Below are 23,273 nucleotides of genomic sequence, written 5' to 3'. Positions count from 1 at the left end.
TAGTTCTGTCCAATATTCCTCGCCTTTCAAATGAAAGCGGGTCAAAATACACCAACATTATCACAACATGGATATTTTAGTTTCTACTCTTTGTGACTTCGCCGCCGATTACCAGGGCAAACTTTGCATTCAGGGCGGGTTCGATTCCCTGGTCGCGCGCCAGTTCCCGGTAGTGCATCCCGTTTGCGCCGTTGCCCTGCGCATCTGCCTCACCCCTGAAGACGAAGGCAACCATGAACTGGGTCTGAGCATCGTTGACGCCGACGGCACGCCGCTGGACAAGGAACGCATGCCCATCAAGATCAACTTCCCGGTGCCCGCCTTCCCGGAAGGCGCCTCCTTCTTCACCCGCAACCTGATCATGAACTTCCAGGGCCTGCGCTTTGAAAAGCCGGGCAACTACTCCATCGACCTGACGGTGGACGGAGAACTGGCCTCCCGCGTGCCTTTCCGCGTGGTACAGGTGCAGGAAGAAGCTTCCCAGGAAGCCTGATCAACACACGTTTTTTCTATCAAGCCGCCTGCCGTTTTTCCGGCAGGCGGTTTTTTATTGCCTTGTATTTCAAAAAGGACATGTTTCCGGAGAAGGAGGATTCCCCTCCACCATGTTCCGGAACGCTTTTCAACCACACAAGGCGTGAGCCGGCGCACCTGGGCGGTACAGATACACTCCGCCGGAAACGGATGCCACCGGAAACCCGTGCCCTTTCTCCCGGATGGCCTGCCTTACATTTCGCTGAAATCCAGCCGGGTAACGTTGAAGTAGGTTTTCCCCTTCCGGCTGGAGCTCCACAGGATAACCAGCATCAGGGCAAACAGACCCAGCCGCCATGCCACTTCAAAAGGATAGCTGGTCACTTCCCGCTCCACCCCGATGCAGTTGCAGGAAAGGGAAAGCCCCCTGATCCATCCCTGGACAAAAAGGGCCACAAACGTAAACGTCAGCGCACTGCCCAGCAGAGCGGCTCCGGAGCAGGTCCTGCGGAACAGAAGCCCCAGGCCCACCACGATTTCACACGCCACCCCCAGGGAAGCCAGGGGATGCCCCCAGGCCTCCGGGAAAATGGAGAAACGGTCTATGGTTGTCTGGAGCTGGTCCAGATGAAGGAGCTTGCGCCCTGCCACAAAAAGAAAAAAGCCTCCCATCCCCACCCGGAGCAGGAACATGCAGTTACGGACTATTTTCTCTCTCAGCATAACGAACGCTTTCTGTTATTCAAAGTGGCTTTGCTGGCGGCTTACCTTGTCATTGCGCAAATTATTAAGTTCGTGACGGACCTTTTCCAACTCCAGCTGAAGGGCCTCTTCCCGTTCGGAGGCAGTTCCCGCGGAGGAAGGCTGGGCCTTTCCGCCTTTTCGGGACTTGCCTACGGCATCTTCCTGGAAAAGCATCTTCAGCCCGGAGGCCTTCGTGTCAAACTTCAACACGCCGGAAACGGGCTTCTGGGAACCGGGATGCTTCACGGAAGCCTTCACCGTCACGGTGCCGGGCTGCGTTCCCAGGCGCACCAGCGCCGGGGCGGACCCCCACTTGACAGGCTGAACCAGCGTGCCGTCCGGAGAATCCGTCAGCAGCTCGGCCGGCCCCTCGATGGAAAAAACGATCTCTTCATCATTCAGGCGCTTCACCGTTCCGCGGCTGTCCGTGACTTCCGCCACCACGGCAAACACGTCGGAACCGTTCGCGGACAATTCCACCCCTTCCACCCCTTCCTCCCGGTCCAGGCGCAGGCGGATTTTCTCCGCACGCCGGGACGGACGCACCTCATGCCTGGTCACTACCTTCCCGCCAATCAGGCCTTCCGCTACCAGCTTCACCGCACCTTCCTTCCCGGCGCGGGCAAGCTTCTTGTTTTCCATGAAATCCCACGCCTTCGGGAAGACGACGGGCACGCGCTTGAGGCCGCTGGAATAGGAACCCACCTTCTTTTCTACCGGAGCTCCTCCGTTGACGCTCAGACGCACAGAATCACAATTGGAAAATACCGTGACGTCTTCCGGAGAAAACGGGGTACATTCATTGGCGATGTAAACCACGGGACCGGAACCAAGTTCGTTCTGGGATTTCTGGGGCCGCTGGGACATGAAGGCGTAATAGGACGTCTTCGGCTGGCGGAAGGCATCCAGAATGCCGCCGTAAAAGGGATCCGGATGGTAGCCGCGCTGATGATCGAACGGATGCCACAGGCAGCCGCCGAAGTGGTAGGCCGGAGCGGCGTTCAAGGTATCATAGTTAGTATAGGGGAAGGACGTCTTGAGGTAGTGCAGGGCCTGAACCATCATCGGAACCTCCCCCCAATGGCGCGCCACGCGGGAGGTGGAATTATGGGCGGACCAGGTATCCACGTTGTCCCCGAATTCCCGGGTGAAATAAGGCTTGTTGTTTTTCCGCTCCTTGATGGACCAGTGCTTGTCTCCCGTGGAGGGATGGGCATAAAGCACTTCATAATGTTCGCTGCCCTGGGCCACCGCATCGCAAGCGGTATAGCACCCCGGATACGGGTATTCCTCATGCACCAGGTCACGGACTTTCTTGGCAAAATCTTTCGGATAATGGGTCTCATTGAGAATGGGCTCCCACATCATTACGGAGGGGTGGTTCCGGTCGCGGCGCACCATCTGGCGCACATCATCATATACCCGGTCCGCAAAAGGCCCCTTGCCCCAGAACTGCCATCCCGGCGTAGCGACGATGACAAACAGTCCCAGACGGTCGCAGGCATCCATGAAAGCCGGATCCTGGGGATAATGGGCACTGCGGATAACGCGCATGCCCGCCTTTCTCAGTTTCACGGCATCCTGCCATTGCAGGTTGTTGGGTACGGCATTGCCCAGCCGGGCGAAATCCTGGTGCCTGTTGCCCCCGATCAATTTTTCCGGGAACAGGGAACCGTTCAGCACCAGACCTTTCTCCGTAATTTCCACAGTCCGTATACCCACCCTCATGGAACGGTTGTCCAGCAAATGGGCCGGATTCTTGGCATCCGTTCCTCCGTCGGCCTTCCAGACCTCCACGCTCAGCGTGTACAAATTGGGATTATCCGGAGACCACGGCCTCACATTGGAAATCACCAGGGGAATATCCACTTCACCCGTGGAATGCGGCGGAATCACAAGGGGAGCCGTCTCCCCCACGGGATCCACGCCCTTGGGGTCCGTCATCAGTGCCTGCACGCGCACCTTCTGTTCCTTGTCCGTATTGTTGGCTACCTGCACCTTCACCGCTGTCTTTCCTTTCCGGGTGCGGGGATCAAGGGATTGCGTTCGGAAAAAGATACCGCCGCCAGCCACGGTCCCCGCTTCATTCGGGTCCGTGATGTAAACGGGTCCCGTAGAAATCAGGTACGCATCACGGTAAATGCCGCCGAAATAGGCAAAATCCAGACTCTCCTGGGGCTTGCCGGGAGGATAGGAACCGTCGTTGGAATTGTCCGCCTTCACGACGATGACGTTCTTCTGGCCCGGCTTCAGCCACTTGTCCAAATTCACGATGACGGGAAGATACCCGCCTAAATGTTCTGCGGCCTTCTCGCCGTTCACCCATACCTCGCTCTTCCCCATGATGCCTTCAAAATACAGGGTATTTCTCCTGCCCTTCAGATCGGCAGGCGCCGTAAACGTCTTCCGGTACCAGACCGGTCCCTGGTAATTGGAACAGCCGCTGGCCTCTTCCGGCAGCAATTCGATGCCGTCGGGAAGATTCACGGACTGCCAGGAGGAATCGTCAAAATCCGCTCCGGTCACCCCTTGCGGAACATTCTTCCCCTTGAAAAACTTCCAGCCTACGTTCATGCCGTACACATGCCTTTTGGTCGTCTGTTCCGGCAGCCGGAGCGCCCCGGCTACGGAATACTGGCCTGTGGAGGAAGCTGCCTCCTCGGCGGCGTTTTTCTGGTCCGCATGCGCGGACATGGCTCCGGACAAAACTGCGGCCGCCAAAAAAACAGGAGAGATATTCATAAATAATAAATGGGATGTTTCTATTGCAAAGACTTTTTACGGAAAAATCCGTGCGGGTCTTTCACCCCTATAATACATCCTTGCTGATAATGCAAATACATACGTCATCAGGCATCTTCCGCTTGACCTGACTGGCATGTTTTTTCATAGTCAATTCGTCCTGTGCGGAACCGTTCCGCAGCCCCGGCTCCGGGGGTCAGACTTTCAGTCCCGTGAAAAGGAAAAAGCATGGCTCCCCCTGGGTTAGACCGGGACGCCCGCCTTTATCCACTAGTTTTTTTATGTCATCTTTCTTTCAGAAAATTGTCAAACTGTTCTCCTATGACATTGGCATTGACCTGGGCACAGCCAATACGCTGGTCAACGTCAAGGACCAGGGCATCGTCCTGCGCGAGCCCTCCGTCGTAGCCGTCAAGGGGGACAAGGTACTGGCCGTGGGGGACGAAGCCAAGCGCATGCTGGGCCGTACCCCCGGTTCCGTCACGGCCATCCGGCCACTGAAGGACGGCGTCATTGCCGACTTCTACATCACGGAGGAAATGCTCCGCTACTTTATCAAAAAGGCTACGGCCAGGTACTACCTGATCAAGCCGCGCGTGCTCATCGCCATCCCCTCCGGCATCACGGAAGTGGAGCGCAGGGCCGTCAAGGAATCCGCGGAAGCGGCGGGCGCGCGGCGCGTGCACCTGATTGAGGAACCGATGGCGGCTGCCATCGGCGTAGGCCTTCCCGTTCAGGAAGCCGCCGGCAACATGATCGTGGACATCGGCGGGGGCACCACGGAAGTGGCCCTCATCTCTCTTTCCGGCATCGTTTACAGCCGTTCCGTGCGCTGCGCAGGGGATGAACTGGACGACGCCATCATCTCCTACATGAGGAGGACCTACAATCTCATGGTCGGGGAACGCACCGCCGAGGATATCAAAATCCGCATCGGCTCCGCCTATCCTCTGCCACAGGAACTCTCTATCGAGGTCAAGGGCCGCGACCTGGTCGCGGGCCTTCCCAAGACAGTGACCATCCGCTCTGAAGAAGTGCGGGAAGCACTCACGGAACAACTCAACACCATCGTTGACGCCGTGCGCACGACTCTGGAGCGCTGCCCCCCCGAACTAGCCGCCGACCTCGTGGACCGGGGGATTGTTCTGGCCGGCGGAGGCGCCTTGCTGCGCGGACTGGATCAGCTCCTTCACGAGCAGACCGGCCTGCCTATCCACATCGCGGAAGATCCGCTCAGCGCAGTTGCGGAAGGGACGGGAAAAGCCCTTCAGGAACTGGACTTCTTCACTAATGTTACGGATGCGGAAGACTGAATCCGGCAGAGCCGGCACCATTCGTCCGGCCCTCCGCTTCCATCCTGCCGCATCCGGTCAAACGCACCTGCCCGCCATGATTCCTTTCCGGCCCCTGCCAAGACTTTCATTCCAGCCACTCCCGCCGGGAAATGGCCTTCCGGAAACATTACGGGCAATAGCACACCCTAGCTTACTCACACCCCGTGTTTACAAAAATGCTTAAAAAAATCAAAAGAGCCTTCGGCTTCGGATCATGTGATCCCATGGAAGGCTCAACAATCATCATCAATGCCGAAAAACTCGAACGCCGCGTAGCCCTTCTGGAAAACGGCGTGCTGGAAGAATACACCATCGAGCGCGAAGGCGAAGACAACATCGTAGGCGGCATCTTCAAGGGCCGCGTCAAAAACATAGAACCGGGCCTCAAGGCCATGTTCGTGGACATCGGCCAGGAAAAAAACGCGTTCCTCCACTTCTGGGACGCCCTGCCCGCCGCTCTGGACTCCAGCCTGGAAGAAATCGAACGCGAAGGCCGTCCCAAGAAGCAGCAGCGCAAAATCACCTCCAAGGACATTCCGGACATCTACCCCATCGGGTCTGAAATCATGGTGCAGGTCACCAAGGGCCCCATCGGCACGAAAGGCCCGCGCGTCACCACCAACGTCTCCCTGGCCGGGCGCTACCTCGTCCTGATGCCCTTCACAGACCAATTCGGTATCTCCCGCAAGATCGAAGACCCGAAGGAACGCCTGCGCCTGCGCCAGATCATGCAGAAGCTGAATGTGCCGGACGGCATGGGCATCATCATGCGCACCGTCGCCCAAGGGCAGCGCTACCGCCACTTCGTCCGGGACCTGGCCATGCTGCTGGAACAATGGTACTCCGTGGAAGAAAAGAAAGAGGCCAACCCGGCTCCCGTGTGCGTGTACAAGGAACCGGACCTCATTGAACGCACCGCCCGCGACTTCCTGACGGACACCGTGGATAACATCATCTGCGACGATTCAGAAACCACGGAACACATGCGCTCCATTGCCGGCAAGATTTCCCGCCGCGCCAAGCGCCACATCCAGCACTTCCCCGTGCGCACGCCCATTTTTGAAGAACTGGGTATTGAAAAGCAGATCAACGAGGCGTTCCAGCGCCAGGTGCTGCTGCCTTGCGGCGGCTACCTGGTCATTGACGAAACGGAGGCTCTGATCGCCATCGACGTCAACACCGGGCGCAACAAGGGAACCAAGGACCTGGATAAAACCATTCTGGACACCAACCTGGAAGCGGCCTATGAAATCGCCCGCCAGCTCCGCCTGCGCAACATCGGCGGCCTGGTGGTAGTGGACTTCATCGACATGCGCCACAGGAAGGACCAGCAGGCCGTTTACAAGGCCATGAAGGAACGCCTGAAACGTGACAAGGCTAAAACCCAGGTACTCCAAATCACTCCCATCGGCCTGATGGAAATGACCCGCCAGCGCCTCAACGAAAGCCTGCGGGAATCTGTTCACGATCCCTGCCCGTACTGCTCCGGCCGCGGACGCATCAAATCCGTGATGACCATGAGCGTGGAAATTCAGCGTCAGATCTACGCCTGCATCCAGAAATACCGCGACACCATCGGTGACATGGTCATCGTCGTGAACTCGGAAGTGCTCTCCCGCTTCAAGAATGAAGACTCCAGCCTTCTGATGGAACTGGAACGCCAGCACAGCGGCAGGCTGATCTTCCGCGGCGACCACAACCAGCACCGCGAAAGCTTTGCCATCTACGACGCCCGGTACGACAACAAACCCCTGTACCAATCCGGCCAGTAACCCGTACTATTGCACCACCAGCCTTCCGGCCGGGCGACTTGGTCGCCCGGCCTTTTTTAATTCTCCATGAACCGCATTCCCACCTCGCCGAACGATCCCGTCAACACGGACATCCTCATGGTGGCGGAAGATCGCGTCAAAGGCTTCCGCCGTCTGCCCTTCCACGCCATTGCCGAACAGTGCGGCCATCCCGTGCCCCTGGTCATTGAACGGCTCAAGGCCATGATGAACGCCGGAGTGGTGCGGCGCGTGCGCCAGACGCTTCTGGCCACCAAGCTGGCCCAGGGAGCCCTGGTAGCCTGGCACGTGCCGGAAGAAAAGCTGGAAGCCGCCTTTGACTGGATGAAGGAACACGACCCCTTCACGGGCCATGTGGTGCTCCGCAACACGGACCATGCCAATCCCGGGGCCGGCTACCGGCTCTGGACCACGATCAAGGTGCCCGTGGGCTGCGGCACGCTGGAAGAACATTGCGACATCCTGAAGCGCCACGTCGGTGCGGCCGGCTATGTCCTGCTGCCGGCCCGCGGCGTCTTTACGCTGGGCGTGGGCCATATGCGCCGCAGGCACCTCCAGCCCGGCGACAAGACGCCGGAACCCGCCCCCATGCAGGAGACGAAAACCGTCTCCCTCTCCGGTCTGGAATGGAAAGTCCTGCTTTCCGTCAAGGAACAGCTCAAACCGGAGGAAATGGTGGAAGCCCCCTGGTCCCTCCGCGCCGCGCAAATGGGACTGGGTACGGAAGAATACTGCCGCACGGCGGAAGAACTGGACAGAAAACAGGTGATTGGCCGCTTCGCCACCTTCCTGGAGCATGTGCGCGCCAGAACAGAGGACGGCCCCGTCACCAAATACAACGGACTGTTCCACTGGACGGTACCCGCCGGCATGGAAATCCGGGCCGGTTCCGAATGCGGACGCCACATCTGCATGACCCACTGCTACTGGAGAACAGGGGGGGGACGTCTTCGGCGGCGCACAAATCATGGGCGTGGTGCACGGGCTGGAACGGGATTCCGTGATGGAGCACAAGGCCGCCATTGACCGCCATTTGGACGCCAAAGGCATCCCCGTGCTGCATACGGCCGTCTTCTGGGGGGAACGTTCGGAAATCAAGCCTTCCGAAATCTCCCCGGAAGTGTACGAAAAATGGCTGGAAGACGTCAAAAGCGCTCCCACCCTCCCGTAGGGCATTCCGTCCTTTATCTTCCTCCTTCCGGCAGCGGCCCGTACCAAGCCTGTTTCAGAACTGCCATGAAAACATTCACAGTAAAAGCATCCTCTTGCTCGTGGATGGAAAGTCCGTCCATGAGGCCTTTCCGTCGCAAGCCGTACAAGATAACATGGTGCCCAACCGGACCCCAACTTCGTAAACCACCTTATGAACGATGATCTGAATTTGCAGCCAGACCGGGGCCGTTTGACATTTGCTCAGGCGAATACCAGAGTAGAAAAAAGGAACGGGTGTTTGTTCGCCTGAAATCAACAAGGCGAACGTGTCAAATTGGAATTGGCAGAATTTATCTTATCAAGTGAAGGAAAAACCGGACATGAACAGAATGAATATCATATGCCTGGGTGTCAGAGACATGGAAAAGGCCATCCGCTTTTACCGGGACGGACTGGGTTTTCAGACAAGGGAAAAAAGCAACACCCCCGATGTCATCTTCTTTAACACTTCCGGCACGAAACTGGAATTATATCCTCTGGATCTTTTGGCAAAGGATATCAACAAGGACACTCCACCGGAAACAGGTACGGGATTTAATGGAATCACGCTTGCCTATAATGCCAAAAGCAAGGAAGAAGTGGTGAAAATCGTCGAACTTGCCCGCAAGGCTGGAGCAACGATTGTAAAAGAACCTCAGGATGTCTTCTGGGGCGGTTTTCATGCTTATTTTACTGATTTGGATGGCTACTACTGGGAAGTCGCGTGGGGACCGCGTGACAAATTTGACGACAACGATATGCTTGTTTTATAACGGATAAAACGGGCCGGGACAACGGAGGCAATTCCCTGTTTACCGGATCGGTTGAATGTCGCCTCCCTGGCCGCAGGGAACAGGAGCCTTTTTCAGTAGGGGAAAGCAGCGTTTCGCTATGCCGTTAAACACCGCTCCCAGTCTTCTAGGGCATTTTTTCCGCATTTGAGCTCTCTTCTGCCTTTGACTGCAAGGACCGTCTTTCTCTTGTGGCTTTGGGGAAAGCACGGTATGGCCATTCCATCGGCAGGCCGGACAAGGGCTTGACGATCTTTCCTGTTGCGGCACCAAATGGTGACGGCTTTACAAAGCCGTCCTGTCACGGGTCATGCCATATTAATGCCGGATTGGAGAAAATGTCCGTTTCATGCAGCTTCACGAGTGTACCGTTACGGAACGGCTTGCCGCCTTCCGGTACATGAGGCCGCCATCCACGCCATGAAAAAAACGGAACCGCCCTGCAACCTGGGCAGGACGGCTCCGTTTAAACCGGGGAAAAGTTCTAAGTATTTCCCTGACTGGTTCCTACTGCTTCTTTTCCGCTTCCGCGGGAGCCTGTGCGGCAGTACCGGCGGAGGGATTCTTGTAGGAAACGGCAAAGGCATCGTACTTGGCCGGCAACTTCTTGTCCGGGAACATAAGTTCATGCAGGCGGTACAGGGCCGCCGCTTCCTTCACGTTGAGGGGGCGCGTCTTCATCTGCATCTCGGGAATCACGGTTTCCGGATTATGCTTTCTGGCCTCCACCGCGGCGGACACCGCGGAGTTTTCCAGAAACTGGGCAACATCCGGCATGCGCAGGTAGGCATCCAGGGAGCGGGTGATGCTGGCGGAACCGAGGTTCTCGTCGGAACCATGCAGGAGCACCAGCGCTTCCGCAAAATAATCCAAAGCCTTGTTGGGGTCCCTTGATGCAAGGGAGGCTGCTCCCAGGGCGTACTTCATGCGCGCCTGCTGAAGGCGCGTGGCATTCTTCTTCGTTGCGAGGAAGGAGGAGGCCTGGGTCTTCACCTCGTTCCAGTTCCTGTCCGGAATCAGGGCCATGATTTTGGCTACTTCCAAATCATTCTGTGCGGAAGGGGACAGATTGGCAGCCCTGACGGGGAACCGGGACACCAGTCCCTTCACGCCGGCCCAGTCCATCATGCGCATGGCGCATTCCAGTTCATTGACGGCTGCCCGGGCGGACAGGCTGTCCTTGATGGGAAGCGTGGCGGCATACTTGCCGATCAGGGCATGGAACTTGTTGCGGGCGTCCTGGTACTTGCGGTTTTCCATGGCTACCTTCGCGTCGACGAAGTCATCCGTTTCAAAGATGTACAACGTCCTGAACGCGCTGGCAGCCTGTTGAAGAATGTCCTGGGATTCCCGTGTTTCCACAAACTGGACCATGGGACCGTTGGCCGACAGAATGAAAATATCCGTCGGGCGGCCATTCTTGATGGCGGGATTCGCTACGCGGGCCCTCAGGCGGGGAGGGTCCGCGGCGTTCTGCGCCATGGCCGGAACCAGAGTGGACAGACCGGCCAATACCATTATTACTGAAAGTGCTTTCATATCGTTTATATGCTAACCGTGTTTCGTTATTTCTGCCCCCTGGCGGAACGGATGGCCGCTTCATAGGCGGCGATGTCCGAACGTTCCTGGCTGACGGCAGGATCGGAACCGAATCTGGACACCTTGTCCTTGACCTGGTTGAGCAGGTCGCTGTCCTCCGCGGTCATCCTCTTGCGGTTGGCCGGAGTATCCAGCAACTGGACATACTGGCTGCCCGTCCTCCATGCGACGTACCTGTCGGAAGGCTGCTTGCCGGTGCCCTGGGACATCCTGTTTCTATTCCACAGCGTATCCATCTGGGCCAGCATGGCGGGAGCGGACCACTTCACCAGGCCCTTGTAATCGGCGCCCGTAATGTTCATGAAGCAGACCAGGGCCTTGTCCGGCTCATTCTGCTTCAGGTAGGCCTGCCCCTGCAGGAAGAGGACTTCCGGCAAATTCTTCTTGTAGGACTTGTCGGCGCGGTATTTCTCCGCGGCGGCAATCACGGCGGGCCAGTCCTGGCGGGCGGCGGTAAACTTGACCAGATTATACTGGGCGTCTTCCATGGCCTTGCGGTCCGGATTGGAGCTGGATTCCTCCTTGCTGAGTTCATCCCTCATCATCTTGATGGCGGTATCCACCTTGGCATTATCCTTGCTGCGGCCCAGAGCCACGGCCTTGCCGAAGACCGCGTTCTTGCGGTACTTGGACATGCCGTTGATGCGGGCCTGCTTGCGCACCGGATTCGGTTCCGACGGATCCAGGATTTCATCAAAGTAGGCAATGCTTTCCTCCGGCTGGGAGGTATTGGCCAGGTGCATGCCCAGCTTGACAAGCGTGTAGGGCGGCAGGTCGGAGGGCTTGAAGTCGCGCTTCAGTTCCACGAAAAGCTGCTTGACCAAACCTTCCTGCGCGGCCTTGGCGGCACGCTGCTCGTCCGTTTCCGTAGGTGCCTTTTCAAAGACTTCCTGCGTCTGGGCGATGACGGCCATGCGGAGCATGGCGCTCAAGGTCTTATCTTTGCTGTTGTCCACGCCGGGGAACCTGTAGAAGTGATTGCGCAGGGCGTTGGCGTCCAATTCCCGTCCCAGGGCCTTGTAGCCGGCCATGTAATTCTTGGTATAGGAATTCACGGCTTCCTCCAGCAGAACAGTCATCTTGGGGTCGTCCTTCTTGCCTTCCCGGACAATGACTTCCTGCATCTTGACGGCCGTGGGGTCAAACATTTCCTTGTCGTCCTTGAAGAAGTCCATGGCTGCCGCGGCAAGCTGGAGGCTGTAGCGGCTGCCGGGCATATCGGCAACCTTCCAGTATTCGTCATACCACTTCTTGACTTCATCCCGGCGGGCCTTGCGGGCGGCCTCCACGGCCTCCTTCGGCTCCAGGGGAAGAGGCTTCCTGGTGGCGTTCACAAGCAGGTTGTATACGGCTTCCGCGGCGGGACGCTTGTCGCCCAGCTTCTTGGCGGATTCCAGGGCGGCCAGCGAATAGGCTTCCGATTCCTGCTCATGCTCCTTGCTGCCGGCGTAAAGGCTGGCAAGCAGGTTGTTGGCATACGGGAACAGGCGGTGGTCCTTGAAATTGTCCACGATTTCCTTGGCATCCTTGATGGCAAGCTCCTCGTCGCCGGGATTCTTGCGGCCCAGGTAATTGAAGGCGCGGTCATAAAGCACGGCGGCCAGGTTGGCGTCATCCTTTTCCGGGAAGCGGGCAATATAGTTGGTGAAAGCCTGGATGGCATCATCCGCCCTGCCCAGGTTCGTGTACGTTTCACCCAGCAGATACATGGCCGTCTTCAGGTAGGTGCTGTCCCTGTATTCCTTGACGAAGCGTTCCAGCACGGGAACGGCATCTTTGTAGCGAGCAGCATCAGCGGCTCCCAGGTTGAACAGGGAAGCGCCCTTGCAATACAGGGCCAGTTCATAGAACTTGTGGGTGGGATCGCCCTTGTGCAGTTCCATGACCTTGTCCGCCTGCTGAACGCAAAGATCGAACTTCTTGTCTTTCAGCAAGCCTTCCAGGGACAGGGTATTCAAGGTGGGGGCGTACTTGGAATTCGGGAATTCCTTGATATGCTGGGCCACCAGCTCCCCGCCCTTGTCCGCTTCCCCAAGCTGCCAGGTGGTCATGGCCAGGTAGAACAGATTGTCTTCCCTGCCCGGGGCATCCGGATAGAAGTCATTGATGAGCTGGTAGGCGGCGCGGGCAACGCGCTGCGAACCATGCACCATGGCCTGGTTGCCCATGAAATTGAACGTGAAGGCATCCAGAACCTTGCCTTCCTCCTTCATCTTGTTGAACTGCTCGATCAAGGTGTTCACCTTTGACTTGTCCAGCGTATGGGAAAGATCGGTAACGCCGGGAACGGCGCCGTTAGCGCGGCCCAGGCGGTCCAGGGAATGGTTGGCGTCCGCCAGCACTCCGGCCTGGTCGGGCAAAAGCCCCATCAGCGTCAGGGCCAGGGAGGCATAGTCTTCAGACTCCTTCTGCTTGCCGCTCTGAAGAAGAGAACGGGATTTTTCCAGGGCTTCCGCAATATCGCTCACCAGCTTGGGGGCGTACAGCGCCACGCGGGTGGGGCTGATGTTCATCACGGAAGGGTGGGCTTCCACAAATTTCACCGTTTCCTGGCACTTGCCGGTCTTGATGGCGGACTCCACCATCGCCAGGAAGGAATTGGTGATGACGGCGTCTGAAATGCGGCGTCCCTTGTAGCGGGAATTCACGCAGGCGGTGAGGTTTTCCAGCCCCTTGTCGAAAGAAGGCGGATCCATCCTGAAATAGCACTGGGCCAGCAGGCCCTGCACTTCCCCGGCGTTCACGTTTCTGGCAACGGGATCGTTGCGGTATTCCTTCAGGAACTTTTCCAGAAGCTCGGCTCCCTTGCCGAATTCGCCCATGCGGCAGTAATTTTCCCCTTCGCGGAACAGGGCCATCTTCACGAGCTGGTTTCTGGCGCTCGGGAACTTGGTATAGCAGGCCTTGAAAGCCTCCACGGCTTCACTGTATTTCTTCAGTTGGGACAGACAGACACCTTTCTGGTAATAAAACCAGCCGAAACCGTCATCCAGGCCCAGCATCTTGATACGGGGTTCATAAACGCGGATGCAGCGGTCGACGGCATCCAGAGCTTCCTGCCACTTGCCTTCCCTCATGGCAGCCAGGGCCGTACGCTGATAATCGCGCGGACCATTCTGCGCATGAGAAGGCATCACCGCGCCAATGCTCAGCACGGAAACCAGGCCGGCCGCCAGTGCAGTAGTATAGTTTGAGTTGATCATGTGTTTAAAAAATCGTTGAAACAGAAGAGATAGTCGAACAGGTACGGCATCTCCGCAAAAGCAGGAAATATGCCTGCCTGTAATGGATTGCGTCATTTTAACAAGATGCGGCAAAGTCTAAAGCAGAAAGTTCGCCTTTTTAGTCATCCATGCAAGAAGCCGCACGCGCGCCTCGTTTATTTATTCCCGCACCCTGCTGCCTCCCCATCCTCAAAGAGCCTCTGGAAAACCTTCCACCAGTTCCGGAACATGAGAAGAAAAGGGATAAACGGTCCCGGCATCCAGCCTTCCGCTCGATAAAAAAGCTCCCGGAAAGCCACAAAGGCCCGGGAGCTGAAATCCAGTCAAGGCTTCCGCCTTTAATCGTCCTTGAGGTCGGTCAGGGCCACCGTTGTAATCCCGGCCTCCGTCAAGGCGTTCATGACGTCAATGACGCGCTGGTGGGGGACTTCGCCTTCCACCCACAACTGAACGACGGGCTTGGTGCCTACGGCGCTGGCTTCCTGCTTCTTGGCTTCCAGCTGCTGCACGAGCGTCGACAGGTTGTGGTTGTTCATGTCATTGTCGATCATCAGGCTGTTGTCCTTGCCCCAGTAAATGGTGCCGTCCTTGATGATGCGGATCAGAGCGGGTTCGATCTGGGCGGCCGTATCGCTCGGAGCGCTGCCGGGCATGGACATGTCCAGCTTGCGTTCCTGAATCAGAGAGGTCGCCACGATGAAGTAAATCAGCAGAAGGAAGCATACGTCGATCAGGGACGAGATATCCAGCTTGGGATCTTCATCCTCAATCGGTTCCAATTTCTTGTGTCTGGCCATGATGCGTGATGATTAGTCTTCCCTGCTTGCGGGGGCGGAGTTCTTGGCGGGCAGCACGGCAAAGACCACTTTGGTCACTCCGCATTCCGCCGCCACGCGAATGACTTCGCGGGAGCCTTTGAACAGAGCCTTCTGGTCGCCGCGCAGATAAAGGCGCGTTTCAAAATCCTGCTTGTCCTTGAAGCGTTCCGCAAGGTTCTTGATATATTCCTTCAATTCATCCGGAGAATTGAGCGGGGCGCTGACATCGGAGGCCCAGCGCACGTCATTGCTCATGCCGTCGGGCCGCTTGCCTTCGCCTTCCCCGTACACATTCACCACGATACAGCCGTTGGCGGACTTCACTTCACCGGAGCTGGTGGCCGTAGGCATCTGAATGTTCTTATCCTTTTTAACGGTAATGGCCGTAGCGTTCACCACGAAGAAGATCAACAGGAGGAACACCATGTCGATCATGGGGGACATATCCATTTCCCCGCTCTCTTCATCGGAAGCTATATTGGCTTTTTTCTTCCCCATAAGCTACATTTGGTTGAGATTCTCCGGCCCGTCTCCGCCTGGGGCGGAAGTTTACGGGCCGGACCATAGGCTCGCCTGCGATCAAGCCAAGCCTTCGGGGATGCGGGCAAGCTGGGCTTCAGCGTTCACCACGTTGATGGAGGTGTTCACCATTTCCTGCAGCGTCCCCACGCATTCGGCGACATGGGCATTGGCAATACCCTTCTGGAAGAAGAAGAACGGAGTGGCGATAATGGCGTTGATCAGGCCCCAGAACGTCGTCAGCAAAGCCACGGAAATGTCACCAGCAAGCTGGGTGGGATCCGCCTGGCCCGCAGTAGACAGCGTACCGAACGCCCCTACCATCCCCTGCACCGTCCCGAAGAGGCCGAGCATCGGAGAAATCTGCGCGCAAAGGGCAAGCATGTTGATCCACTTGAATACGGAACGGCTTTCGTTGGCCGTAAAATCGGCAATGGCGTCTTCGATGGCGTCCTTGCCAAGGTCTTCCGGACGGGTGGCATCCACGTTCGGCAGTGCGTAGGCAACCAGGCGGCCCAGGTAGGTGGGGCTGCCGGCGGCCACTTCAATGGCGGAGCGGATCCGGCATTCGGCCATCAGTTGAAGAAGGGTGACTTTCAGATCTTCCGGGCAGAACTTGTCCTTTTTCAGGGCGACCATGTTGTAAATCACCAGGAAAACGATGAAGGCTTCCACCAGCATGATCGGAATCATGGTCCAACCACCGGCGATGATCCACTTGTCAAGCATGGTCTTTTCCTGCGGGGCAGCAGCTGCCGCATCCTGGGCAAAGGCCGACGTGGAAAATGCAGCCATCAGCACAGTAGCGAATGCAGCGAAACGGAAACCCAGTCTAAAAAGGTTCTTCATAATGTAAGTTATATGGTTGTTCGAAAAGATACTGGTGTATTAAAGCATGCAAATTCAGACTTGCAAGCATTCATTTTGGACTCTGTCAAAATTCAAGCGTCCGTAAAACCCGCTGCCCGGTTCAGCCGGCTGCAGATGGCACAGCTCCCTCCGCATCCCCTGGCGGGGCAGTATTCACGGCCGTACAGCACGATACGCAAATGGAGATCCCCCCATGTGTTTTCAGGGTAAAGCTCTTTCAGATCACGCTCCACGGCCTCCACCGTTTTTCCACTGCTCAGCCCCCACAGCCGCGACAGGCGGAAGATGTGGGTATCCACCGGAAATGCCGGTACGCCGAACGCCTGCGCCATGACAACGGAGGCCGTCTTATGACCCACGCCGGGCAGAGATTCCAGCGCCTGGAAGTCGCAGGGGACCTGCCCTCCGTACTGCTCCGCCAGAATCCTGCTCAGATTCACGATGGCGGAAGCCTTCCTCTCCGAAAGGCCGCAGGGACGCACGATTTCACGCACGGCCTCCACGTCCTGCCGGGCCATTTCCTCCGGCGTGGAAGCCAGGGCAAACAGAGCAGGAGTAACCAGGTTTACACGCTTGTCCGTACACTGGGCAGACAAAAGAACGGCAACCAGCAGGGTATAAGGGTCATGATGGGTAAGGGGAATGGGCGGATTTTCATACAGCCTCATCAGCTCCTCCTGCACGACGGAGGCCCGTTCTTTCTTGTCCATGCCACCAGAATACCATTCCGCAGGCGCGGCGGAAAACAAAAAAAAACGCTCCGCCGTCCCGATAGATGGCGGAGCGGTATAAAAGCGTTTTCCCGCAGGGTTACTTGTCGGCCTTGGCGTACAGTCCCTTGGACACGCGGTGCTGAAGGGCGGCGTACATGGCGCGGCAGTGCCTGTAGCCACGGCGGCTGCTCAGAACTTCCAGGCTGTTGGCCGGATCTCCCCAGCGCACAATGGTCAGTTCCACATAGCGGCGCCCCCAATCCTTCATCAGCTTTTTGCTGGGCTGGTAAATGTCAATGGTGCCCGTGCCTACCAGGGCGCTGCCGTAATCGTCAACGACATAGAGGTAGGGCTGGCCCTTGATGCGGAATGTGGTCCCCAGCGGATAAACGGACCAGTCCGCCGCCGCACTGCGCACGGAAGACGTGTACTTCAGAGACGTGCCCACCGCATTGCGGGGGCCGTACGCCAAATGGTCGCGTTCGGAATGTGTGTAAGCCGTCGTACGCACTACGCGGGTACGCTGGGACGGATGGTAAAACGGCATCTTGTGCTTGTCGCGCCCCAGTTTGGGAAGGCTGGAAGAGGGCATCGCTGAACGGCTGGGTGCCAGAGGCTGAACAAAGCCCGGTGATTTTTCACTTACGCGGGCCAGGACAAGAGTATCACTATCGGATTTCCCCGTGCCGGTGACGGCACCATTTGTCGCACAGCTGCTGACAAACATGGCCATAACGGCGCAAGACAGGGTGGCAATTATTCGTAGATTCATGTGGTACGTGGTTATAGCGCCACACACGCGGCAATCATGCCTGAAAAAAAACCTTCTGGCCGCGTGCGGTGCCGACAAAAATCAGCAACGGCGGCTCTTGGTTACGAAATAATTTCAGCCTTGGCAAACTTTTTTTCTATACCACCTCTTGTAAATACAAAAAAACCCTTACCACAACACATTAAAAATCAACAATATAAAAAACATGCCGCATTTTTGTCATATCATGACAAATAATATACTTCACGAAGTCTCTTTTTCTATCATAGTACGACACACTTTTTTCTTTTGAAGAAAACTCTTTTACAATGAATGCATTATTAACACAAAAAGCATTCAATCCTTCAAAAGTTTTCATAAAAAAGTTCAAGGGGAAAGAGGCGGGAACTCAATCATTGCTTAAAAACAGTGAACGAAATGCTGTGTTCCCTTCATGCAAATTCCCCTTCCGGTGAGACGGCCGCATACCCAATGGGCTGTTGCATCCACAGGGAAATAGATTATAATTCCGGCCAAACATGTCCGCCGGCCTGCCCCAACACCTTACCCTTGACTATCTGCGCTCTTTGTTATCCAGAGGCGTGGAGCATGCGCCTGTGACGGAAGAGGCCCGGAAAGTCCTGAGGCAGTGGGTAATTGAAGCGCGCCGGCTGGCCCGGGGAGACATTTCCGCCCCCCCTGCGCCCGTTTCCGGCATGGAACATCCCCATCCCGAGGGAGTTCCGGAAAGTTCCGAACCCGCTTCCGTGGATGAAATCTCCTTCGGCAACGAACTCAGGGCCATCCTCAACGGCGTACATTCCGGGGGAACAGAAGAGGAACCAGCCGTTCCGCGCCACGTGGCCTTTGATCTGGAAGGGGAAACGGAAGAAGAAAAGCTTGCCTCCCTCCGTGAACTGGTGCTGCACTGGCCGCCCCTCAAAAACCTGAATTCCCTGCGGGAAACCCCCGTCTTTTCCTCCGGCAATCCACGGGCGGACATCATGATGGTGACGGACGCTCCCGGACTGTATGAAGAAAAGCTGGGCAGGCCCCTGGCAGGACCATCCGGAGAAAAGCTGGACGCCATGCTCCAAGCCATGGGCCTTTCCCGTTCGGACATTTACCTGACCCATCTGGTCAAGTTCCGTCCCTCTCTGCCCCGGCAACTCACCAACAACCGCCCCCCCACCGACCGGGAAATAGAAATTTCCCGCCCCATCCTCCGGGAGGAAATCATGCTGGTGCGCCCGAAAGTGGTCGTCGCCCTGGGCGCCATTGCCGCCAGGGGAATCCTCCAATCCGGGGAAACGCCGCTTTCCGCGCTGCGGGGGACCTTTCACACGGCTTTCGACACACCCGTGCGCGTTACCTACAATCCCAGCTACCTGCTGCGAACGGAAGATATTTCGGAAAAGCGAAAGGTCTGGGAAGACATGCTGTGCGTCATGGAACGGGCGGGGCTCCCCATCTCCGACAAACAGCGTTCCTATTTCCTACCCAGAAAGTAACATATGGATTATTTAAACGCCATTCTGGAGCGCAAACGCGCCGACTTGAAAAAAATCCTTCCCCTGGAAGGCAAATTGCGGGCCTCCGCCATCCTGAGGAACGACTATGCGGGATTCAGAACCGCCGTGGACCTGAGCGAAGACCGCCTCTCCGTCATTCCGGAAATCTCCCGGGCCTATCCTGCGCAGGGGATCCCACATGCGGACATGGACATCAGGCGCCAGTACTCCATGTTCGTGCAGGGCGGCGCGCAAGGCGTCTCCATAGCGGTGGAACCGCAGGTATACGGCGGGTCCTGGGACATGGTATCCGCTATTTCCAAGATAAGTTCCATTCCCGTCATGGCGCGCGACGTCTTCATTCACCCGGTTCAAATCTGCCAGGCCATCGTCACCGGGGCGGACGCCGTCAACCTCCTCGTGGCGGCCGTTCCGGAAAAGGAGCTGGAACCCCTGTACCGCATGGCCACCGGACTGGGGCTGGACGTGATGATGGAAGTCCATACCCTGAAAGAGCTTGAAGCCGCCATGGATCTGGAAGCCGACTTCGTCTGCATCAACAACGCGGACCCGCACACACTTCAGGCCAATCCGGCAGTCACGGAAAGACTGATTGAAGAACTCCCCGCCTCCGTCACCGTTCTTTCCGCCGGTGGAATCCGCACCGTGGAAGACGCCCGCCGGATGCTGGATGCCGGCGCGAACGGAGTCATTCTCCGGGACGAACTGGCGCACCTGGACATTCCCCAGGAATTCATGGAAGCCATCCTGGCCCTGAGGGCGGAATAACCCTTCCGGCCCTTTCCTGCACTATATATAATATAGTGTGGCGGATTCATGCCCGCTCCGGAAAAACCGCGGGCATGAATCCTTTTCGTTATCCCAATCACGCCCCATTTGAAACGGAACGGGACCGCGTCCTGTCTCACTTTTCGTATGGACATGACGAACTGCTCACATTGCCGGCATGATTCCGGCAAAAACGAGGTCCCGGAACAGGCTCTTTCCCATTCTTCCTCACCCCTCGGGGGCATGAATATGAAGGGAATGGACATGCTTCCTTCTTCCCCAGGCCCCTCCCCTTCCGGCGCCGTTTACACCTGCCCCATGCATCCCCAAATCCGGCAGAACCATCCCGGTTCGTGCCCTATATGCGGCATGACGCTTGAACCCGTGCTTCCTTCCGCCGCCCCGCAGGACAACAGGGAACTGGACGACTTCCGCAGGCGCTTCTACATTTCCCTCCCGCTGGTGATCGTGCTCTTTGCCATTTCCATGGGCGGCCACATCGCCGCATGGCTGAATCCAGGGGTGCAGAACTGGGTGGAACTGCTGCTGGCCGCCCCCGTAGTCCTGTGGGCGGGCAAGCCGCTGCTGATCCGTGGCTGGGAATCCGTTAAAACGCGCAATCCCAATATGTGGACGCTGATCGGAGCCGGAACTTCCGTCGCCTTCCTGTACAGTCTGGCGGCTACGATCATGCCCGGATGGTTTCCTGCGGTCTTCGTCCGCGACGGCCACGTACCCGTGTATTATGAAGCGGCGGCCATCATCATCTCCCTGAGCCTGCTCGGGCAGGTCCTGGAATTGAAGGCCAGGTCCCGCACGGCGGAAGCCATCAGGTCGCTGATGAACCTGGCCCCCTCCACGGCGCACCTCGTGCTGCCCAACGGCGTGGAGAGCGACATTCCCCTGAAGGAAGTCCAGCCCGGCGACGTGCTGAGGGTAAAACCGGGAGAAAAGATTCCCGTGGACGGCATCCTGAAGGACGGAGGGAGCGATGTGGATGAATCCATGCTCACGGGGGAACCCATTCCCGTCACCCACGTTCCCGGAGACACGTTGATCGGCGCCACGCTGAACACCACGGGCACCTTCACCATGACGGCCCGGGAAGTGGGGGACGGCACCGTGCTGGCACGCATCGTCAGCCTGGTGGCCCAGGCCCAGAGGACAAAGGCCCCCATGCAGCGGCCGGCGGACAAGGTGGCGCGCTACTTTGTCCTTGCCGTGGCGGCGGTCGCCATACTCACATTCTTCGTCTGGGGATTCTGGGGGCCGCAGCCGAGCTGGCCGCACGGGCTGGTGAACGCCGTGGCCGTCCTGATTGTGGCATGCCCGTGCGCCCTGGGACTGGCTACCCCCATGTCCATGATGGTGGCTTCCGGAAAAGCGGCCTCCCTGGGCATCCTGTTCCGGGACGCGGCTTCCCTGGAAACCATGCACAAGGTGAACACCCTGGTCATGGACAAAACCGGAACCCTCACGGAAGGCAGGCCCTCCCTCGTCAACGTCACCACGGCAGGCGGCATGAACATGGACAAGCTGCTTGCCCAATGCGCCTCCCTGGAACAAGGCAGCGAACATCCCATTGCGCGCGCCTTCGTCCAGAGGGCGCGGGATGAAAAACTCCCCCTGGACTCCGTTGCGGACTTCCAGTCCTTCCCCGGCGGGGGCGTGGCCGGAACCATCCAGGGCAGCAAGGTATCCCTGGGCACCGGGGACATGATGCAGAAACAGGGCGTGGACATCTCCTCCCTGGCTCCGTGGGTGGATGAACAGCGCCGGCAGGGCCGCGTGACCGTTTTTGCCGCGCTGGACGGACAGGCGGCGGGGGCGTTCTCCCTGGCGGACAAAATCCGCGACAATACGCGCAGGGCTCTTGCGGACCTGAAGGCGCGCGGCATCCGCATCATCATCGCCTCCGGAGACGCGCCGGCAACGGTGGAAGCCGTGGCGCAGGAACTGGAAATTCCCGAATACCACGGAGGCATGTCCCCGGCGGACAAGCAATCTCTGGTCTCCAGCCTCAAAAAGCAGGGAAGCGTGGTTGCCATGGCCGGCGACGGCGTGAACGACGCCCCCGCGCTGGCGGAGGCGGACGTGGGCATCGCCATGGGAACGGGGTCGGACGTAGCCATGCAGAGCTGCGGCGTCACGCTGGTGAAGGGGAACCTGCTGGTCATCTCCAAGGCCTTCGCCCTTTCCACCACCACCGTGAATAACATGAAGTCCAACCTGGGCTTTGCCTTCATATACAACGCACTGGGCATCCCCATAGCCGCGGGCGTCCTTTATCCCTTCTGGGGCATCCTGCTCTCCCCGGTCATTGCGGCGGCGGCCATGTGCCTGAGTTCCGTTTCCGTCATCCTCAACGCCCTGCGCCTGCGGCATTTTTCATGACGCCGCCAAGTCCCGCTCTCCAAACGCTCCGCAAAGGCGCGTGATTTCCGGAACTTCACCTTCCCGGTACATGACTTCCACAATATCGTAGCGGAAGGGGACCGTGTCCGGAAGCTGGCGCAGCCATTCAGCCGCTCCCTGGCGGATCAGGGCGCGCTTGCGGGCATTCACGGCCCGGCGCGCTCCCCCGTAGCCGCCATGCGTGCGCGTTTTCACCTCCACAAAGACAAGGCAGGCTCCGTCACGGCACACCAAATCAATCTCCCCTCCGCGGACGGGACGCCAATTCCTCCGTAAAACGGAACAGCCAGCCGCGCGCAGGAAAGAGGCCGCAGCCAGCTCCCCGTAAGCGCCCAGCCAGTCCGTACTCCGCACCTCCCTATTCAGGCAGGGACAATTCCATCTGTGAAACAGGCGCAAACGAGCGGCGATGCAGCGGACAAGGCCCATGCTTCCGCAGGGCCTCCATGTGAACCTTGGTGCCATACCCCTTGTGTTTTGCAAAACCATACTGCGGAAACTCGGCGTCCGCCTCCGTCATCATCCGGTCGCGCGTTACCTTGGCCAGCACGCTGGCGGCGGCGATGGACAGGCTTCTGCCGTCCCCCTTCACAATGGCGCGGTGCGGCACGGGCAGTCCCTTCACGGGGAGTCCGTCCACCAGGCAGAAATCCGGCCGCAGGGAAAGCCCCTCCACGGCGCGGGCCATCGCCAGATGGGTGGCGCGCAGAATATTGAGCCGATCGATCTCCTCCGTGGAGGCAATGCCCACGGAACAATACACGTCCGCACGTTCCAGCAGGGCGGCAAACAGGGCCTCCCGTTTGGCGGCGGTGAGCTGCTTGGAATCGTTCAAGCCGGGAAGGCCTTCCAGATGCTGCGGCAGAATCACGGCACCGGCCACCACGGGACCGGCCAGCGGGCCGCGTCCGGCCTCATCCACCCCAGCCACGTGCAGGAAGCCGGAAGCCCGCGCCTCCGTTTCAAAACTCATGTCCGGGTGTGATCTTTCCGCCATG

General features: G+C 58.1%; 21 protein-coding genes. 10 read left to right on the top strand and 11 right to left on the bottom strand.

What is annotated here, in order from left to right:
- The first annotated feature begins 67 nt into the window (after nucleotides 1-67).
- Nucleotides 68-493: a hypothetical protein gene (locus V3C20_RS07120; protein WP_067570945.1), complete on the top strand. Its 426-nt coding sequence runs from the start codon at nucleotides 68-70 to the stop codon at nucleotides 491-493.
- A 233-nt stretch (nucleotides 494-726) separates the two neighbouring features.
- Here the strand turns inward: V3C20_RS07120 and V3C20_RS07115 are convergent, their stop codons facing one another.
- Complete coding sequence (locus V3C20_RS07115; RefSeq protein WP_130083215.1) at nucleotides 727-1,197, bottom strand: MauE/DoxX family redox-associated membrane protein; 471 nt, start codon at nucleotides 1,195-1,197, stop codon at nucleotides 727-729.
- Nucleotides 1,198-1,212: 15 nt separating this feature from the next.
- Complete coding sequence (locus V3C20_RS07110) at nucleotides 1,213-3,960, bottom strand: glycoside hydrolase family 2 TIM barrel-domain containing protein (protein ID WP_130083216.1); 2,748 nt, start codon at nucleotides 3,958-3,960, stop codon at nucleotides 1,213-1,215.
- A 281-nt stretch (nucleotides 3,961-4,241) separates the two neighbouring features.
- Here V3C20_RS07110 and V3C20_RS07105 point away from each other — a divergent pair, with 281 nt between their 5' ends.
- The 5 genes from V3C20_RS07105 to V3C20_RS07085 all read left to right on the top strand — a co-directional run bounded on the left by V3C20_RS07105 (nucleotide 4,242) and on the right by V3C20_RS07085 (nucleotide 9,048).
- Entirely contained in the window at nucleotides 4,242-5,273 is a 1,032-nt protein-coding gene (locus V3C20_RS07105) for a rod shape-determining protein (protein ID WP_012419593.1), read from the top strand.
- A 245-nt stretch (nucleotides 5,274-5,518) separates the two neighbouring features.
- Nucleotides 5,519-7,066, top strand: coding sequence for an Rne/Rng family ribonuclease (locus V3C20_RS07100; protein WP_082770105.1), 1,548 nt, complete (start codon nucleotides 5,519-5,521; stop codon nucleotides 7,064-7,066).
- A 66-nt stretch (nucleotides 7,067-7,132) separates the two neighbouring features.
- A complete protein-coding gene (locus V3C20_RS07095) occupies nucleotides 7,133-8,110 on the top strand; it encodes an Lrp/AsnC family transcriptional regulator (RefSeq protein WP_330935338.1) in 978 nt (325 codons plus the stop codon).
- Nucleotides 8,052-8,255, top strand: coding sequence for a hypothetical protein (locus tag V3C20_RS07090; RefSeq protein WP_330935337.1), 204 nt, complete (start codon nucleotides 8,052-8,054; stop codon nucleotides 8,253-8,255). Before V3C20_RS07095 ends, V3C20_RS07090 begins: the two co-directional genes overlap by 59 nt.
- Nucleotides 8,256-8,616: 361 nt before the next feature.
- Nucleotides 8,617-9,048: a VOC family protein gene (locus tag V3C20_RS07085; protein ID WP_130083218.1), complete on the top strand. Its 432-nt coding sequence runs from the start codon at nucleotides 8,617-8,619 to the stop codon at nucleotides 9,046-9,048.
- 525 nt (nucleotides 9,049-9,573) lie between these two features.
- Here the strand turns inward: V3C20_RS07085 and V3C20_RS07080 are convergent.
- The 7 genes from V3C20_RS07080 to V3C20_RS07050 form a co-directional block, all read right to left on the bottom strand.
- Complete coding sequence (locus V3C20_RS07080) at nucleotides 9,574-10,605, bottom strand: hypothetical protein (RefSeq protein ID WP_130083219.1); 1,032 nt, start codon at nucleotides 10,603-10,605, stop codon at nucleotides 9,574-9,576.
- A gap of 26 nt (nucleotides 10,606-10,631) precedes the next feature.
- Nucleotides 10,632-13,868, bottom strand: coding sequence for a tetratricopeptide repeat protein (locus tag V3C20_RS07075; protein WP_161981221.1), 3,237 nt, complete (start codon nucleotides 13,866-13,868; stop codon nucleotides 10,632-10,634).
- Nucleotides 13,869-14,227: 359 nt separating this feature from the next.
- A complete protein-coding gene (locus V3C20_RS07070; protein WP_130083221.1) occupies nucleotides 14,228-14,686 on the bottom strand; it encodes a biopolymer transporter ExbD in 459 nt (152 codons plus the stop codon).
- A 12-nt stretch (nucleotides 14,687-14,698) separates the two neighbouring features.
- Nucleotides 14,699-15,205, bottom strand: coding sequence for a biopolymer transporter ExbD (locus V3C20_RS07065; protein ID WP_130083222.1), 507 nt, complete (start codon nucleotides 15,203-15,205; stop codon nucleotides 14,699-14,701).
- 81 nt (nucleotides 15,206-15,286) lie between these two features.
- Nucleotides 15,287-16,075: a MotA/TolQ/ExbB proton channel family protein gene (locus tag V3C20_RS07060; RefSeq protein ID WP_130083223.1), complete on the bottom strand. Its 789-nt coding sequence runs from the start codon at nucleotides 16,073-16,075 to the stop codon at nucleotides 15,287-15,289.
- Between the two features lie 92 nt (nucleotides 16,076-16,167).
- Nucleotides 16,168-16,806, bottom strand: coding sequence for an endonuclease III (gene nth / locus V3C20_RS07055; protein WP_130083224.1), 639 nt, complete (start codon nucleotides 16,804-16,806; stop codon nucleotides 16,168-16,170).
- Between the two features lie 100 nt (nucleotides 16,807-16,906).
- Nucleotides 16,907-17,581, bottom strand: a complete 675-nt coding sequence (locus V3C20_RS07050; protein WP_238623779.1) for a 3D domain-containing protein — start codon at nucleotides 17,579-17,581, stop codon at nucleotides 16,907-16,909.
- Nucleotides 17,582-17,617: 36 nt separating this feature from the next.
- On the opposite strand from V3C20_RS07050, the gene V3C20_RS07045 reads away from it, so the two are divergent.
- The 4 genes from V3C20_RS07045 to V3C20_RS07030 all read left to right on the top strand — a co-directional run bounded on the left by V3C20_RS07045 (nucleotide 17,618) and on the right by V3C20_RS07030 (nucleotide 22,254).
- The gene (locus V3C20_RS07045; RefSeq protein ID WP_130083225.1) at nucleotides 17,618-17,818 is read left to right on the top strand and encodes a hypothetical protein; all 201 of its coding nucleotides are present in this window, start codon (nucleotides 17,618-17,620) and stop codon (nucleotides 17,816-17,818) included.
- Between the two features lie 281 nt (nucleotides 17,819-18,099).
- A complete protein-coding gene (locus V3C20_RS07040) occupies nucleotides 18,100-19,071 on the top strand; it encodes a uracil-DNA glycosylase (RefSeq protein WP_130083226.1) in 972 nt (323 codons plus the stop codon).
- Nucleotides 19,072-19,074: 3 nt separating this feature from the next.
- Nucleotides 19,075-19,860 (top strand): hypothetical protein, encoded by a 786-nt coding sequence (locus V3C20_RS07035; protein ID WP_130083227.1) that lies wholly within the window; start codon nucleotides 19,075-19,077, stop codon nucleotides 19,858-19,860.
- Nucleotides 19,861-20,013: 153 nt separating this feature from the next.
- The gene (locus tag V3C20_RS07030) at nucleotides 20,014-22,254 is read left to right on the top strand and encodes a copper-translocating P-type ATPase (protein ID WP_161981222.1); all 2,241 of its coding nucleotides are present in this window, start codon (nucleotides 20,014-20,016) and stop codon (nucleotides 22,252-22,254) included.
- Here the strand turns inward: V3C20_RS07030 and V3C20_RS07025 are convergent.
- Together V3C20_RS07025 and V3C20_RS07020 are read right to left on the bottom strand one after the other, a co-directional pair.
- Nucleotides 22,249-22,629 carry a YraN family protein gene (locus V3C20_RS07025; RefSeq protein ID WP_202975643.1) on the bottom strand — a complete coding sequence of 127 codons (381 nt, stop codon included), beginning with the start codon at nucleotides 22,627-22,629 and terminating at the stop codon, nucleotides 22,249-22,251. The genes V3C20_RS07030 and V3C20_RS07025 overlap by 6 nt on opposite strands.
- 4 nt (nucleotides 22,630-22,633) lie before the next feature.
- Nucleotides 22,634-23,272: a ribonuclease HII gene (locus tag V3C20_RS07020; protein WP_130083230.1), complete on the bottom strand. Its 639-nt coding sequence runs from the start codon at nucleotides 23,270-23,272 to the stop codon at nucleotides 22,634-22,636.
- Nucleotide 23,273 lies beyond the last annotated feature (1 nt).

This window comes from Akkermansia sp. RCC_12PD, from assembly GCF_036417355.1.
Taxonomy (GTDB): domain Bacteria; phylum Verrucomicrobiota; class Verrucomicrobiia; order Verrucomicrobiales; family Akkermansiaceae; genus Akkermansia.
This window is presented reverse-complemented; position numbering and strand designations above follow the sequence as displayed.